The 15,437-nt window shown below is 63.7% G+C and carries 16 protein-coding genes and 1 tRNA gene; 5 read left to right on the top strand and 12 right to left on the bottom strand.

The features are described from left to right. Nucleotides 1-138: 138 nt before the first annotated feature. Nucleotides 139-744, top strand: coding sequence for a 2,3-bisphosphoglycerate-dependent phosphoglycerate mutase (locus EPO61_01720; GenBank protein TAJ10553.1), 606 nt, complete (start codon nt 139-141; stop codon nt 742-744). A gap of 10 nt (nt 745-754) precedes the next feature. Here EPO61_01720 and EPO61_01715 read toward each other — a convergent pair whose 3' ends face one another. The 11 genes from EPO61_01715 to EPO61_01665 form a co-directional block, all read right to left on the bottom strand. Further along, nucleotides 755-1,252, bottom strand: a complete 498-nt coding sequence (locus EPO61_01715; protein TAJ10552.1) for a hypothetical protein — start codon at nt 1,250-1,252, stop codon at nt 755-757. Between the two features lie 116 nt (nt 1,253-1,368). Beyond that, entirely contained in the window at nt 1,369-2,157 is a 789-nt protein-coding gene (locus tag EPO61_01710; GenBank protein ID TAJ10551.1) for a chlorite dismutase, read from the bottom strand. An 11-nt stretch (nt 2,158-2,168) separates the two neighbouring features. Beyond that, the gene (locus EPO61_01705; protein ID TAJ10550.1) at nt 2,169-2,546 is read right to left on the bottom strand and encodes a hypothetical protein; all 378 of its coding nucleotides are present in this window, start codon (nt 2,544-2,546) and stop codon (nt 2,169-2,171) included. 99 nt (nt 2,547-2,645) lie between these two features. After that, entirely contained in the window at nt 2,646-3,140 is a 495-nt protein-coding gene (locus tag EPO61_01700) for an ankyrin repeat domain-containing protein (protein ID TAJ10549.1), read from the bottom strand. A 268-nt stretch (nt 3,141-3,408) separates the two neighbouring features. After that, nucleotides 3,409-3,485, bottom strand: a tRNA-Arg gene (locus tag EPO61_01695). Nucleotides 3,486-3,621: 136 nt separating this feature from the next. Beyond that, on the bottom strand, nt 3,622-3,930 hold the full coding sequence (locus tag EPO61_01690) for an RNA-binding protein (protein TAJ10548.1): 309 nt from the start codon (nt 3,928-3,930) through the stop codon (nt 3,622-3,624). A 248-nt stretch (nt 3,931-4,178) separates the two neighbouring features. Next, complete coding sequence (locus EPO61_01685) at nt 4,179-4,679, bottom strand: shikimate kinase (GenBank protein TAJ10547.1); 501 nt, start codon at nt 4,677-4,679, stop codon at nt 4,179-4,181. A 61-nt stretch (nt 4,680-4,740) separates the two neighbouring features. After that, on the bottom strand, nt 4,741-5,595 hold the full coding sequence (locus EPO61_01680) for a shikimate dehydrogenase (GenBank protein ID TAJ10546.1): 855 nt from the start codon (nt 5,593-5,595) through the stop codon (nt 4,741-4,743). An 82-nt stretch (nt 5,596-5,677) separates the two neighbouring features. Next, a complete protein-coding gene (locus EPO61_01675; protein TAJ10545.1) occupies nt 5,678-6,010 on the bottom strand; it encodes a hypothetical protein in 333 nt (110 codons plus the stop codon). 12 nt (nt 6,011-6,022) lie between these two features. Continuing rightward, nucleotides 6,023-6,778, bottom strand: a complete 756-nt coding sequence (locus EPO61_01670) for a glucose 1-dehydrogenase (GenBank protein ID TAJ10544.1) — start codon at nt 6,776-6,778, stop codon at nt 6,023-6,025. Further along, entirely contained in the window at nt 6,775-7,638 is an 864-nt protein-coding gene (locus EPO61_01665) for a tRNA (adenine-N1)-methyltransferase (GenBank protein ID TAJ10543.1), read from the bottom strand. Before EPO61_01665 ends, EPO61_01670 begins: the two co-directional genes overlap by 4 nt. Nucleotides 7,639-7,822: 184 nt before the next feature. Between EPO61_01665 and EPO61_01660 the strand changes: the two genes are divergently transcribed. From EPO61_01660 to EPO61_01645, 4 genes are all read left to right on the top strand, one after another. Beyond that, nucleotides 7,823-9,151 carry a nodulation protein NfeD gene (locus EPO61_01660; GenBank protein TAJ10542.1) on the top strand — a complete coding sequence of 443 codons (1,329 nt, stop codon included), beginning with the start codon at nt 7,823-7,825 and terminating at the stop codon, nt 9,149-9,151. 1 nt (nt 9,152) lies between these two features. Next, nucleotides 9,153-9,941: a slipin family protein gene (locus EPO61_01655; protein TAJ10541.1), complete on the top strand. Its 789-nt coding sequence runs from the start codon at nt 9,153-9,155 to the stop codon at nt 9,939-9,941. Nucleotides 9,942-10,212: 271 nt separating this feature from the next. Continuing rightward, the gene (locus tag EPO61_01650) at nt 10,213-11,478 is read left to right on the top strand and encodes a sigma-70 family RNA polymerase sigma factor (protein TAJ10540.1); all 1,266 of its coding nucleotides are present in this window, start codon (nt 10,213-10,215) and stop codon (nt 11,476-11,478) included. Nucleotides 11,479-11,504: 26 nt separating this feature from the next. Beyond that, nucleotides 11,505-12,656, top strand: coding sequence for a trypsin-like serine protease (locus EPO61_01645; protein ID TAJ10539.1), 1,152 nt, complete (start codon nt 11,505-11,507; stop codon nt 12,654-12,656). 9 nt (nt 12,657-12,665) lie between these two features. Here the strand turns inward: EPO61_01645 and EPO61_01640 are convergent, their stop codons facing one another. Beyond that, a complete protein-coding gene (locus EPO61_01640) occupies nt 12,666-15,422 on the bottom strand; it encodes a cation-translocating P-type ATPase (protein TAJ10538.1) in 2,757 nt (918 codons plus the stop codon). Nucleotides 15,423-15,437 lie beyond the last annotated feature (15 nt).

The raw sequence follows: 15,437 nt of genomic DNA, 5'->3' as shown, positions 1-15,437 counted from the left end.
CTTTTTCGAATGCAGATAGAGTAAATATAATGTCTTTGGGAGTTTTGGGCTTCCTCACTAGAACTGATATTAAGCAGGCCGCTTGACATGGCTCGTCGATTTCGTATTCTCTAGCTCGCTCAACGTGGAGGTATGCAGATGGCCCGATTGGTCTTGTTGCGGCATGGAGAATCGCAGTGGAATCTGGAAAACCGCTTTACGGGCTGGGTGGATGTACCCCTCTCGCCCAAGGGCGAGCAGGAGGCCCGCGCAGCGGGGGAGAAGCTGAAAGGCTTTCGGTTCGACCGGGCCTACACGTCGGTCCTGAAACGGGCGATCGACACATTGCGCATCGTGTTGGAGATCACCGGCCAGACGAACGTGCCGACCGAGCAGGCCCAGGCGCTGAACGAACGGATGTATGGGGATTTGCAGGGGCTGAACAAGGCCGAGACGGCGCAGAAATATGGCGAGCAGCAGGTGAAGATCTGGCGGCGCAGCTACGACGTGCGTCCGCCGGGCGGAGAAAGCTTGAAGGACACGGCGGAGCGGGCCCTTCCCTACTATGAAAAACAGATCTGGCCGCAGATTCTCGCCGGGCGCACCGTCATCGTCACCGCCCATGGGAACAGCTTGCGGGCCCTGGTCATGCACCTGGATCGGCTGACGAAGGAGCAAGTCCTGGAGCTGAATATTCCGACCGGCGCGCCCCTGCTCTACGAGTTCGACGCGACCGGCGCCGTCCGCGAGCATCGGTACTTATAGCGGTGCCCGGCTATTTGTGCGTCAGGTCGAGCCCCTCCACCGTCTCCCCGATCGCCTCCACCGGAATCAGATCGATCAGGAACGCGAGAAACTTCTGGCGATCTTCCGGTTGGATCGTGCCGTCCGATTCCGCCATCGCCGCCGTTTCCGTGAAGACCGCGATCGGACTGCCGCCCTCCTGGACGATCTGATCGTACAGGGAACGGCGCTCCGCCGCTTCCTCGAAGTATCCCGCCAATGCCGACTGTTCCAAGCCGAGCATCGTTTCCCAGGCGGCGCGGACGTACCGGCACAGTTCGTCGAAGACCCGTTCCCCCTCGACCTTGGACAACACGCTCAGCAAGGCATGGTGGGCCCAGAAGAGGTTCAGGGAGAGGATTTCTCGGGTGATCTGAGGCCGCTGGTCGGCGGTCGCTTCGACTCCGTACTCCTCCAGCGCGGCCGGTGAGAGGGTGGGGGAAAACAGGGTGAACACCGATTCGGCTGCTTGTTGCGCGGTCTGTGGCATCGTGGAACAACTCCGTGCTGTGCGTGCTGAATGGGGCGCGAAAAATCTGAGGCAGGATAGCGCAAGGGGCGGGCCGAGAACAATCCCCGTCCGGCGTAACGAGGAAAGCGCCCGGTCTACCGGGTCAGAATGTCCAGGATCTCATCCAGCGGGCGGACGGTACCGAGCAGCGTGGGATGCCCGAATTGTCGATTGTGGCGGTTCTCCTTCACCCGCTCCAGCGCAATGATCAGGTTGTTGAAGTCGTCCAGCCTGGCGGTTTCGAAGTAGGTGATGAAGTCGAGGTCGTCCAGCCCGCTGGCGTGATAGAGCTTGCGTTTGACGGTTTTCAGGTAGGCGATCGAGGCCTCGGTGTGCTCCTTCATCATCGCGTTGCGCTCATCCTGGGAGGCCTGCCACCAGTCTGCGTCCTTGCGGATCGGCACGACGATCGCATAGGGCTTGGGACCGGGATCGGGCGGGGTTTTCAACGTGGCCTTGAGATCGTCGGGCAACGCCGGCACATAGTTGGCCTTCTTGGTCAGGCCGTTGAACGTGGCGGTGTTCGCCAGATACTTGCCGAGCCCCGTCCCCATCAGGTCCACGAGAAAATTCTGGTTGTGCAGCAGCTCGGTGGAATGGAGGCGGACGAAAAAATCCGCCCGTTCCGACAGCCCCCGGAGCAAATAGGTGTCGGCTGCGACATGGTCGCCGTGCTTCTGAAACACGGCCTTCACCTCCGCCGTCGCCGAAGCCCGCGCCGCTTTGTCCAACTTCCACCAGTCTTCGTCCACTTTGAAGACGGCAAACGTTCCATAGACGCCGGGGTCGCTCAGCAGCTTCTCCCGGTCGAGGGCTGCCTGGGCGGGCACGGCCAGAGCCAACCAGGCGAAGAGCAACGCAACCAGGCCGATACGTGTCGTCATGGCGATTCCCCTCACGGACAGTTGGGCCGGGTATTCATCCCGAAGATATTGCGCAGCTGTTCATACCGGTTCAGGTCTTCCGACTCGTTGCCGAGCTGGCCTCCGGAGACTTTCATGGTCAGCTGCAGGTATTCGGCGTAGAGCGCGCACAGCTCCGAATTGGTGGACGGGGCCGGCTGCGTGCGGGACGGTTCCGGTTGGACCTGGGGCTGGTTGGGCGCCGGTGGATTCGCGTCGGCCGGTGCCGTCTCGAAGCGAGGCTCCGGCACCGTGCTGAAGCCTTCCTTGTTCGATTCCTGGAAGGGCTTGCAGCCTTCCTTCGGCTCGTTCGAATAGACGTTCCCGGGGCAGACCCATAAGGTTGCGGCCAGCACCACCACGCTCATCATAGCTGCCTCCCTGGTTCACACCCCATGGCCACGTCCTTCGCCAAGCCCTTCGGGATTCTCCGCGCCGTTCGCACGGCCCTGCGCCGGCCGTTGCCAAGGCTATCGCTTGTCCTTGGCCGGAGAGACCTTCTTCAACAGGTCGATGGTTTCCGTGTGCCCGAGCATTTCCGCCAGCGCCAAGGGGCTCGGCGTATACCAATTGGACGGCGGGATCGCTGCGCCATGGTCCAGGAGCAATTGCACGATCTCCGGCTTGCCCCCGTAGGCGGCGGCGTGGATGGGCGCCCAGCCGGTGATATCCGCGGCATTCACGTCGGCCTTTCTCTCCAGCAGGGCTTGCACCGTGTCCATGTGGCCGTGAGCGGCGGCGAGGGTAAGCAGGCGCGTGCCCAACAGGGTGGTGCGGGTGTTGACGTCCAATCCGGCGTCCAGTTGCGCGACCAGCGCCGGCGTGTCTCCGTCCACGGCCGCCCAGCGGTACTGGTAACCGCAGCCTGTGCAGAGAACGGCCAAGGCCAGTCCCAGCAACGCGCCGCCGCCTCTGGTAATGAACCCACCGATCAACGTGACGCCCCTTCTCGTTCCATCAGCCATGCATGCCCGGACCGACTTGAACCTGCCGATTTATAACTCCCGGCGACGCACACCATCCCTGCGCTCCCTGCGCCAGGCGCGCAGATGCAGAATAGCATAGTGACCGAAACAAGCCAAACCCCGTCGCCTGTCCGCCCAGCTGCAAACCGGGGGCCATCAGCGGGACGGGCAGAGCGAGCAGTGATTTAGGATGGAAGGACAGCCGGGGCAAGCATCAAAATCGGATGGGCCTGCGAGGGCCTGCGCGGAACGACCTGCAGGAACGTATTGGTGCGCCACGAGGGACTTGAACCCCCAACCCTCGGATCCGAAGTCCGATGCTCTATCCAATTGAGCTAGTGGCGCACAGGTGGGCAGGATAGCAGGTTTCGTGTGCTCGGGGACTACCTTATTCTCGGATGGAACAGGAAGGGCCGCGAAGGATCGGGCGGCCCCTCCATAAGATCACCACCATCAGCAATGTCGCTGCAGCCTGTGAGGCTTACCAGCGATCCCGGCTCTCGCCGCCCCCGCCCCCGCCTCCTCCGCCGAAGGAGCGCTTCTCTTGCGGCCGGGCCTCATTGACGACCAGCGTCCGCCCGCCGAGCTCGGTGCCGTTCAATGCGGTGATGGCTTTCTGCGCTTCTTCGCCCGTGGCCATCTCCACGAACCCGAATCCCCGAGACTGGCCCGTATAGCGGTCCGTGATGACCTTGGCCGATTGCACGGTCCCGTGCTGGGAAAAGAGCTGGCTCAGTTCCTGTTCGGTGGTGGAATAAGGAAGACTGCCGACATACAATTTTGTACCCACGGCTACCTCCACGGCTGGTGACATTGTCTCGTCGAGAGGGTTCGGAGGGAAGAGGGAGAGGCGACAAGGGGCGCGACGATCTGCACCATCAGGTCACTCAGCATTCCGGCCGGCTTCCGCTCGCAAGCCAACGTCGGGTCAGGGCCACTCTGCCTGGCTTTCCATCACTCGGCCCCGCAGCGATGAATTGCAAAAAAAGCATAGCATGGAGAAAACACGAGTTCAACTCCGGGCGGGGTTTCGGCGGCTCAGAGCCGGGCGAGGATGGCGTCCGCAATGTCGGTGGGCGATCGCCCGTCCGTGCCGACGACATGGTCGGCGGCGGCTTCGTAGATCGGCTTCCGTTCGCGCAGCACCTCCTCGACCTCCTCGGTGAAGGACTTGGTGCCGGTCAGCGACGGGCGCTGATTATCCCCGCCGATGCGCGCGACGATCGTCGCCACCTCGGCCGTCAGCCAGACGAGCGTCCCATGGGTTTTGAGCCGGGCCACATTCTGCGGTCTCAAGACGGCGCCCCCGCCGGTGTCGATGATCAACCCGTCCTGGCCGGCCAAGTCCCTGCAGACGTCCGACTCCAGGTCCCGGAAATGTTCCCAGCCCGACTGCCTGACGATTTCAGGGATGGGCAGACCGGCCCGCCGGACCACTTCCGCGTCGGTGGAGATCACCCGCCGGCCCAATCGTTCCGCCAGGAGCCTCCCCACGCTGCTTTTGCCGGTGCCACGGTAGCCGATCAGAACGATATTCATAAGACAGCGTGAAACGTGAAGCGTGCGGCCTGAAGCGACAAGATCGGGAGCGCGCGTTGCATCAGGAGAACCGGGACTCGAGGACCGACCGCATGACCTCTACGGGGGCCGCCTGTCCGGTCCAGAGTTCGAACTGGGCCACCGCCTGGTGCAGGAACATCTCCAGGCCTCTGATCGTCCGGCAACCGGCGGCCTTCGCTTCGCGCAGCAGCCTGGTCTCCAACGGGTTGTAGACGATGTCCATGACCGTGAGGTGCGGAGCGAGCAAGGAGGCGGGAATGCAGGTCTCATCCACCTTCGGATGCATGCCGATCGGCGTGCTGTGGATGAGGACCTGCGAGTTCTTGATGCCGCTGCGGAGCGTCTGGTCCGTGAGGGGGACAGATTCGACATTCAGCTTGGTCCGGTCCCGCAAATCCTCCGCCAGCTTGAGCCGCTCCTTCTCGTCGATGCCCAGCAGGATCAACCCGCCGACTTCCTTGGTGGCCGCCAGTGCGAAGGCGATGGCGCGGGCGGCACCCCCCGTGCCGACCAGCAGGACCTGGTTGCCCTTGAGCGAAACGCCCCCGCTCTGCAAGGCCCGCAACGCGCCCGAGGCGTCCGTGTTGTAGCCGGTCAGTTTTCCCTGCTCCACCAGGATCGTATTGACCGAGCCGATGTGCTTGGCCGTCTGCTCCACCTCGTCGAGGAACGGCATGACCGCCACCTTGTGGGGAATCGTCACGCTGAATCCACGCAGGTTGCCCAGTGCCCGGATGCCGCGGACGGCGCCGTCGAGGTCCTCGACCTTGAAGGCGAGGTAGACGAAGTTCAGACCCAGTTTTTGGAAGGCTGCATTGTGGATGGCCGGTGAGAGGGAATGCTCGACCGGATTGCCGAGCAGTCCGCAGAGCTGGGTCCTGGCGTTGATCTCCATGATGGGGAGGTAAACAGTGATCAGTAAGCAGTGATCAGTTTTCGGTCATAAACTGAGAACTGAAGACTGACGACGGACAACCTCATTTTCCTTTCGTCACTTTCTGAGCCAGATACTGGCTTCCCGTCACGGCATAGAGGACGGTGACCTTGTCGTCTTTCTTCACGTCCTTCAGACTCTTGATCGTCCCTTCGAACTGGGTCTTTTCGTTCACTACGAAGGTGAAGCGCGTGCCCCCGCCGTCCTTCTTCACCGCCAGCTTGCCCGCCGCCGGGTCAACCAGCAGGACGGTTCCGGGAAATTCCACACCGGCCTGGGCCCAGGCGGTTCCGGCCGCGAGCAACAGGAGGCCGACGAGCAGCATGGCGCCGACCGGATGGCGCGAGAGTCCCTGTCTATGCCTAATCCTATCCATCGTGCCCTCCGTTTACTGGGCGGTCATGCCGCCGTCGATCGGAAACAGGCCGCCCGTTACCCAGGCCGATTCGTCCGAAGCCAGATAGAGCACCAGGCTCGCCACTTCCTCCGGCTTGCCCGGCCGGCCGAGCGGATACATGGTCATCACCCAGGCCAGCTTCTCCGGGTCGTTGATCAAGCCGGCGGCCATGGGCGTATCCACGAGCCCCGCGTTCACCGCGTTGCAGCGGATGCCCTGCTTGGCATAGTCGATCGCGGTGCAGCGGGTGAGCGAATCCATGCCTCCCTTGCTGGCCGAATAGGCAGCCAGCATGGGAATGCCGACCAGCGAGGCGATCGAGGAGATGTTGATGATCGAGCCGCCGCCGGCCGCGAGCATGGCGGGAACCGACGCTCTGGTCATACGGAAGGCGCCGGTGAGGTTCACGGCCAGGACCTCGTCCCAGGTCGCATCGTCTGTCTCGTGCAGTTGCTTTCCGAAAGCGCCGATCCCCGCGTTGTTGACCAGCACATTGAGCTTGCCGAACGTCCGCACCGCCTGGTCCACGGCTGTCCGCGCGTGCTCCTTGTCGGTGACGGAGCCGGCGACCGCGATCGCCCGGCCTCCCTCGTGTGCGAGGTCGGCGACGATCGTGTCGAGCAGATTCTTACGCCGGCCGGTGATGACGACCGAGGCCCCCTCGCGGGCGAACCGCCGGGCGATCGCCTCCCCTATGCCGACGCTGCAGCCGGTGATCAGCGCGACCTTCCCCTGCAAGCGGCTCATGCCTGGTTCTCCTCGTCGGACTGGGGCCCATCGGCTTCGTCCTCCGTTTCGGCCCTGACCGGGCCGGGCCCCAGGAGTCCCGGCTCGACTTTCCGCGCCACCGTGATGAAGCCGGAATGGGCCACCATCCGATGGTCCGGCCTCACGCTTCGCCCCTGGATGTTCCAGGTCCGCAGCAGAGTCTCGAAGGTTTCGATCATCGTAAACACGTTGGCCCGCTCCAGCGCCTCCACCGTCTGCATGATTTGCGGCACCGTGGGGACATAGCTCAAATACACCCCGCCGGACCGGAGCGCCTGGGCCGCGTGCGGTACCACCTGCCAGGGCTCCGGCAGGTCCAGCACCAGCCGGTCGAAGGGCCCGTCGCCGGCCTCGATTCCTTCGTAGACATTACGGATGCGCGGCGTGAAATTGGGGACCGGTCCCAAGTATCGCTCAATGTTCTTCATCGCCGTCCGGGCGAAATCTTCGCGCGCTTCGTAGCTCACGACCGCACCACGGTTTCCCACCGCGCGCAGCAGCGCCATGGTGAGGGCTCCGGAACCGGTCCCCGCTTCGAAGACGCGGGCGCCCGGGTACACATCGGCCCAGACCGTGATCATCGCGAGATCTTTGGGGTAGATGACCTGCGCGCCGCGCGGCATCTTGAGCACGTAGTCGCCGAGCGTGGGCAGGAGCGCCAGCATTCGCTTGCCCCGGGACAGGGTGACCAACGACCCGTCCGGCTTGCCGATCAAGTCGTCGTGGAGGATCGTCTCGCCGCTGTATTGGAAGGTCTCGCCGGCCTTGAGCGTCAGGGCGTACTGCCGGCCCTTCTTGTCCACCAGGTGCAGGCGTTCGCCGTTTTGCAATAATCGCATAGTGGGCTCATTCTAGGAGAACGGGGATGGCATTTCAACCAACGTAGTTTCGGCACCTCGCACGCTCCGTGGTTTTCTTGACAGGGTTGGGGGTGGGTCGTATGATGCCCATCAGTCAGTCCCACGCCGTGCGCCATCGATGCGGGGCCTCCCTCTCGGCCCGATGTCGAACAAGGACAGCTCGATGCAGTCGCCGTTGCGCAAATCATCTCCTCTTCTTCTGACCCTGTCAGCCCTGGTTGTAAGCGCGTTCTCTTGTGTCGTGGCCGACACGGCTCGAGCGGAAACACCCCTTCTCGTAGCCACCTATGAAGGGGTCATCAATCCCGTGACCGCCGAGTATCTCCACGATGCCTTGGCCCATGCAGAAGCCACCGGGGCCCGGGCGCTGATCGTGCAGCTGGATACGCCGGGCGGGCTCGATACCTCGATGCGGATCATCATCAAGGACTTTATCGCCGCGAAGATCCCGGTCATCGTCTACGTCGCGCCCTCCGGCGGACGCGCGGCCTCGGCCGGCGTGTTCCTGACGATCGCCGCCCATGTCGCCGCCATGGCGCCCGGCACGAACATCGGGGCGGCCCATCCGGTCGCGATGGGCGGAGGCGAGATGGACAAGACGATGAAGGAGAAGGTCGAGAACGATTCGGTCGCCTACATCAAGTCCATCGCGGAGCAGCGCGGGCGGAACGTCGCCTGGGCCGAAGATGCGGTGCGCAAGAGCGTGTCGGTGACGGAGAAGGAAGCGTTGAGCCTGAAGATCATCGACGTGGTCGCCGAGGATCTCCCGACGCTCCGGGACCGATTGGACGGCCGCACGGTCGCGCTCGCCGCCGGTCCGGCGGTGCTCCATACCAAGGGCGCGCCGTTCGACTTTTTTCCCATGAGTTGGCGGCTGGAGCTGTTGAAAGCCCTCAGCGATCCCAACATTGCCTATGTCCTGATGACGGTCGGCACGATCGGCATCCTGGCGGAGCTGTACAATCCCGGCGCGATCCTGCCCGGCATCGTGGGCGCGATCAGCTTGATTCTCGCCTTCTATTCGTTTCAATCCCTGCCGGTGAACTATGCGGGCGTCCTGCTGATGCTCCTGGGCATCGTGCTGTTCATCCTGGAAGTGTCGGTCACCAGTTACGGGTTGCTGGCGCTCGGCGGCGTGACCGCGATGATCCTGGGCTCGCTCATGCTGCTGAAGACCGACGCCCCGTTCCTGCAGATCTCCTGGTCGGTGATCCTGCCCGTCGTGGCCCTGGCGGCCGGGCTGACCCTGCTGATGGTCGGGATGGGGGTGCGCGTCATGCGCCGGCAGCCCACGACGGGCCGCGAAGGTATGGTGGGGCTGGTCGGCGTGGCGAAGACGCCGGTGGCTCCGCACGGCAAGATTCTGGTGCACGGAGAACTGTGGGAGGCGATCAGCGAACAGCCGCTCCAGCCGGGCGACCAGGCGGAGGTCATGAAACTGGTGGGGTTGACGCTTTACGTCAAGCCTGCGGTCAAGAAGGGAGCCATCTGAGATGAACCTACTCTTGAGCCCTCTCGCGTTCCTGGTCTTGTTCGGCCTGCTGGTGGGCATGGGTTTCCACGTGCTGCGCGAATATGAGCGAGCGGTCATCTTTCGCTGGGGCCGGCTGGCGCGCGGCCTCATCGGCGGGAACGGCCCCGGGGTGGTCGTCATCATTCCCGTGATCGACAAGCTGGTACGGGTGAGCCTGCGGACGGTCACGATGGACGTGCCGCCCCAAGATGTGATCACCAAGGACAACGTGTCGGTCAAGGTGAACGCGGTCATCTATTTCCGGGTCGTGGACCCGCAACGGGCGATCGTCGAGGTGGAAGATTATCTCTACGCCACCTCGATGATGGCCCAGACCACGCTCCGCAGCGTGTTGGGCCAGAGCCAGCTGGACGATCTCCTGTCGAAGCGGGAAGAAATCAACGCAGAGCTGCAGCGGATCATCGACCAACAGACGGAACCCTGGGGCGTGAAAGTGTCCGCCGTGGAGGTCAAGAACGTGGACCTGCCCCAGGAGATGCAGCGGGCCATCGCGAAGCAGGCCGAGGCGGAGCGCGAACGACGCTCCAAGGTGATCCATGCCGAGGGGGAATTCCAGGCGGCCCAGCGTCTGACCGATGCGGCCCAGGTCATGAGCCAGAATCCCATCGCCCTCCAGTTGCGGTACCTGCAGACCCTGGTCGAAATCGCGGCGGAGAAGAACTCGACCACGATCTTCCCGGTTCCCATCGACATCATTTCCCCCCTCCTCAAGGGCCTGATCAAAAAAGACGAAGGGGCCGCCGGCTAAATTTCCTCTTTCTGCCGAATTGCCATTGATTTCCGCAGGGCACGCCTTACCTACTGCACTATTCCTCTCCAGGCCTTCACGGATGGAGGGGTGTCTGAACCTTGGATATTCGTGTAAGTATCGGTAAGGTTTGGGCATTCGCTGAGATTGCCATGGCGGGCGAATCCTTTGGGGGGCGGGAGGCTCTCACATCTATACAAGAGGAATCGCCGTAGATCCTTGTGACGATCATCACGAAGACTTCCGCAAGGCCGGGAGCAGGGGTGGAGAGATGAGAAAAGACCAGCTGATAGAAGAGCAGCAAGAAGACATCGAGCCGGCTGAGGCTCTCGACGTGGAGACAGATGATCCGGAGGCCAGCACGATGCTGGGGGTCATCGGCCGCGAGCCGGGCGAGGCGGAGCCGACGGAAGAGCCGGGACCGGTTGTGAAGGGGCCCGCCGGTCGGATCGAAGACCAGTCCATGGCGCTGGAGTCTCTGTACTTCCGTTCGTTCGGGGAGCGGAAGTTGCTGAATCGGGACGAAGAAATCACCCTGGCCAAGGGTCTCGATCGAGGCACGAGGGGCATCCGGGCGGCGTTGCGCGAAGCGGTGGTCTTTGCGGCGCGGATGCGCAAGACCGACAAGCGCGAGGCGGCGCTTGCGGTCCTGAACGAAGTCCGGGGGCTGAGCGGATTTTCGGCCATTGTCTTGGAACAGGCCGACAAAGCTCTGGAGGCGCTCGTGGCCGAGTCGCGGACGTCCGGCAAGACTGCCGCCTTCCGCGTGAAGCGCCTGTCGGCCATCCGAAAGCAGCTGCGCGAATCCCGCGCCATGCTCGAGAAGGCGAAGGATGAGATGGTCCGCTGCAACCTGCGCCTGGTCGTGGACATCGCCAAGCACTACAACGGCCGCGGCCTGACGCTGCTGGACCTCGTCCAGGAAGGGAACATGGGCCTGATGAAAGCGGCGGAACGGTATCAATATCGCAAGGGGTTCAAGTTCAGCACCTATGCCACCTGGTGGATTCGTCAGGGCATCACCCGTGCGTTGGCCGACCAATCCAGAACCATCAGGATTCCGGTGCACATGACCGAGGCCTCGCACCGGATCGTGCGGACCGCGCGCCGGTTGGTGCAGCAGCTCGGCCGCGAGGCCCGGCTGGAGGAGATCGGGAAAGCCATGCATCAGCGCCCGGACAAGATCCAGGAAACGATGCAAGTGTTCCAGGAGCCGGTCTCGCTGGACAATCCGGTCGGGGACGGGGAAACGCTGCTGGGAGAGCTGATCGCGGATCGGCAGTCGGTGGCGCCCGATGCGCACGTCCACCGCACCGAGCTCACGCGGGAATTGGATCGCATCCTGGGCACGCTCACGCCCCGCGAGCAGACGGTGATTCGGCTGCGCTTCGGGATCGGGCAGGACGAGCCCTGTACGCTGGAACAAGTCGGGCAAAGCCTGTCGGTCACCCGCGAGCGGATTCGCCAGATCGAGGCCAAGGCGATCAAAAAACTGAAGACGCCGGAGATCAAGGAGATGTTCGCCGCCATCAAGTGAGTGCGGCGGGCAGGGTCGTGACAACCATGCGGGCGAGGCGCAAGCCTCGCCCGTTTTATTTTCCGGTGCGTCTCTTGAGACTTGTTCCGATTTGGGGGACAATGCCACTTCATATGAAGAGCCGGTCACCTTCCCGTGCTTTTACGGTCGGCCTGGGCGCCGCCCTCTGCTCCCTCTGGCTTGCGGTGCTTTGGGTCGCGGAGGCCCGGTCTGCCGACAACGGCACCGCCGGCGCGAAGCCCAAGCCGATGACGGTGCCGGAGGTCGTGGCGATGGTGCGGCCGTCGGTCGTCACCGTCATGAGCCGGGGCGTGCCGCCCAGCGCGGTGCAGCACCCCTCCCCGCCCGGCTCCGGGTCCGGCCTCATCGTGGATGAAGCCGGGTTCATCCTGACGAACAATCACCTGGTGGAGGGGGTCAAGAGCGTCGTGGTCGGCCTGCACAACGGGCGCATGACGCCCGGCCGCGTCGTCGGGCGCGATTTTCTCCTGGACCTGGCAGTGATCAAAATCAACGCCAAGGACTTGGTGGCGGCCAAGCTGGGCCGTACCGCCGAACTCCAGATCGGCGAGACGGTCGTGGCGATCGGCAATCCCTTCGCCTTGAAAGGCGGCTCCACGGTGACGGTGGGGGTGGTCAGCGCCATGGACCGTTCGATCCTTGCGCCGAACGGCGAGACCCTCTACGACTTGATTCAGACCGACGCGGCCATCAATCCCGGCAACAGCGGGGGACCGCTCGTGGACCTATCGGGGCAGGTGGTGGGCATCAATGCGGCCGTGGCGCCGGCGGCTCAGGCCATCAGCTACGCGATTTCGATCGACGCGGCCGCTCCCCACATTCAGTCCATGCTGGTCCGAGGGGCCGTCATGCGGCCGGATGTGGGGTTCGTGCCGGTCACCGTGACCCCGAGCATCGTGGCCAGTTTCAACCTGGAAGTTGACCGGGGGGTGCTGGCGGTTCAGGTGGAATCGTCCAAGCCGGCGGCCGAGGCGGGCCTGTCGTTCGGCGATGTCATCACCGCCATCGACAACATCCAGCTCTACAACATCAGCGACTTCTGGCACATCTTTCTTCGGACCGGCGGTGCGGCGCCGGCGCAGTTGACGGTGTACGGCAAAAACGGCCAGTTCACCACGCCCCTCCCCCGTATTCCTTCGGCCGCCCCTGCTCGGTAGACCCGATCGTCACTTCGCCGGCCCCGGCCTCCGCCCGCCCGCTCGTTTCCACAACTCCATCGCCGTCAACGGGGTCAGGCCCAGGCCCAGCGCCAGCAGCCAATGTTCGGGATCAAAGGGGGCGACCTTGAAAAGGTCGCGGGTCCATGGCGTCAGAAGGATTACGGCCTGCAAGGCGGCCGAGCTGGCTGCGGCCCACAAGAGAGGCTTGTTCGTCAGCCATCCGATGGTGAACAGGGAATGGCGATCGCTCCGGCAGTTAAAAGCATGGAAGAGTTGGACCATGACCAGAATTGTGAAGGTGAGGGTCCTGGCCCGATCGAGATCTTGGTCCATACCGTACAAGCAATAAGCAAAGGCGGCGGTCGTGACCAGCGCCATGAACAGGCCTTGAACAAACAGAAAGATGATCCGTTCCTTCGAAATGAACCGGCGGTCGGGCCGGCGCGGGGGTCGTCTCATGAGGTCCGGGTCCGCCGGGTCCACGGCCAGGGCCAGGGCCGGCAATCCGTCCGTGACCAGGTTGATCCAGAGTATCTGCACCGGCAGCAGCGGCAGGGGTAGTCCGATCAGCGTGGCCAGAAGCATGACCAGCACCTCGCCGATATTGCAGGACAGCAAGTAGTGGACGGATTTTTGGATATTGTCGTAAATGCCGCGTCCCTCCTCGACTGCCGCGGCGATGGAAGCGAAATTGTCGTCGGTCACGACCATGGCGGATGCTTCTTTCGTCACGTCGGTGCCGGTGAGTCCCATCGCGATGCCGATGTCCGCCTCCTTCACGGCCGGCGCATCGTTGACCCCGTCGCCGGTCATGGCCACGATCGCCCCGCGGGCCTTCCAGGCCCGGACGATGCGGAGCTTATGTTCGGCGGACACCCGGGCATAGACGGAGAACCGCTCGACCTGTCGCCCCAACTCCTCGTCCGACAGCCGGTCGAGGTCCGCGCCGGATATCGTGTCCCCTCCATCCAGCAAGCCCAACTCCCCGGCGATGGCCGCCGCCGTGTCCCGATGGTCCCCGGTGATCATGACGGTTCTGATGCCCGCCTCGCGGCAGGCGTTCACGGCGACGAGGGCTTCCGGCCGTAGCGGATCTTTCATCGCGACCAAGCCTAAAAAAATCAGATCCTGTTCGATGTCGCTCGCGCGATACGCGTCGGGTTTCTGCTCCAGGGGCCGTTCGGCGAGCCCCAGCACCCGTAAAGCATCTTGCGCGAAGGCACTGTTCATCGCCATGATCTGCTGCTTGTCGGAGGCACTCAAAGGCTCCACCCGTCCATCGGCCGTCATCCGACGCGTACACCGCTGCAAGAGCAGGTCCGGGGCTCCCTTTACATAGGCCGCAACTCCTTGGGCGGTCTTCCGGACCACGGTCATCATTTTTCGTTCCGGATCGAAGGGAGCCTCGCCCAGGAAGGAGTGATCCGCTTCCAGTTGATCCTTGAAAAGGCGGCCCTTGGCTGCCGCCACCAAAAGCGCGCCCTCCGTCGGGTCGCCGACGATCTGCCAGACGCTCCGTTCTTCTCGCAGCGTGGCGCCGTTGCACAGGACGGCGGCGGTCAGCAGCTCCCGCAAAGCATTGCTCGATCCAGGCTCAGGTTGAGGTCGAGGTTGAGGTAAGACCGACGCCTCCTGGGTCTCCTTGACCTCAACCTCAGCCTTGACCATTCCCACAACCTCCCCGATCGGCGCGTAGCCCTCGCCGGTGACCTCGAAGATGCGTCCGCCCGCGTATAGGCGTGTGACGGTCATCTCGTTCTTGGTGAGCGTGCCGGTCTTGTCGGTGCAGATGACCGTCGTGGAGCCCAGCGTTTCCACGGCCGGCAGGCGTCGGATCAACACATGGCGTTTCACCATCCGGGTCACACCCAATGCCAACGTCATGGTGACGATGGCCGGCAACCCTTCCGGTATCGCCGCGACCGCTAGGCTGACCGCGGTGAGGAACATCCCGATCAACGGTTCTCCCCGCAGGAGTCCCAGCAGGAAGACGACCGTGACGATGCTCAGCGACAGGTAGAGGAGCTGGTGTCCCAGCTGTTCCAGCCGCCGCTGCAGCGGGGTGCCCTCCCCTCCGGCTTTCTGGATCATGGAGGCGATGCGCCCCAGTTCTGTCCGGAGGCCCGTCGAGACCACCAGCGCGAGGCCCTTGCCGGCGATGATATCGGTGCCCAGGAAGAGCAGGTTGCGCCGATCGGCCAAGGCCGCAGTCGCGTCGGGCAGAGCCTCGGCGGACTTGTCGACGGGCGTGGATTCGCCCGTGAGCGCCGCTTCCTGCGCGCGCAGGCCCGTCGCATAGACGAGGCGCGTGTCGCTCGGAACATGGTCTCCCGCTTCGACCTGGATCAGGTCGCCCGGGACCAGTTCGCGGGCGTGGATGGACCGGAGGGTCCCTCCCCGGATCACGCGTGCGGTCGCGACCGAGAGTCGCTTGAGCGCCGCCAGCGACCGTTCGGCCTTGTACTCCTGGGCAAAGCCGAGGATTGCGTTGAGGAACACGATGGCCAGGATGGCCGCGGCATCCACCCATTCCTGGAGCAGGCCGGACAGGATCGCCGCGCCGATCAGGACCCAGATGATGAGATTTGAAAATTGCGCGAAGAACAGCGTGAACGGAGAAACGGGCGGGGCTTCGGGCAGTTCATTCAACCCATGCTGCGAGAGTCGGAGGCAGGCCTCTTCCTCGGTCAGCCCTGCATGCACGCTTGACCGCAGTTCTTGGGCCAGCGCCTCGGGCCGAAATGTGTGCCAGTGTGAGGGCATGATGCGTCCCCGCTC

The sequence above is a fragment of the Nitrospirota bacterium genome, assembly GCA_004296885.1.
GTDB lineage: Bacteria > Nitrospirota > Nitrospiria > Nitrospirales > Nitrospiraceae > SYGV01.
This window is presented reverse-complemented; position numbering and strand designations above follow the sequence as displayed.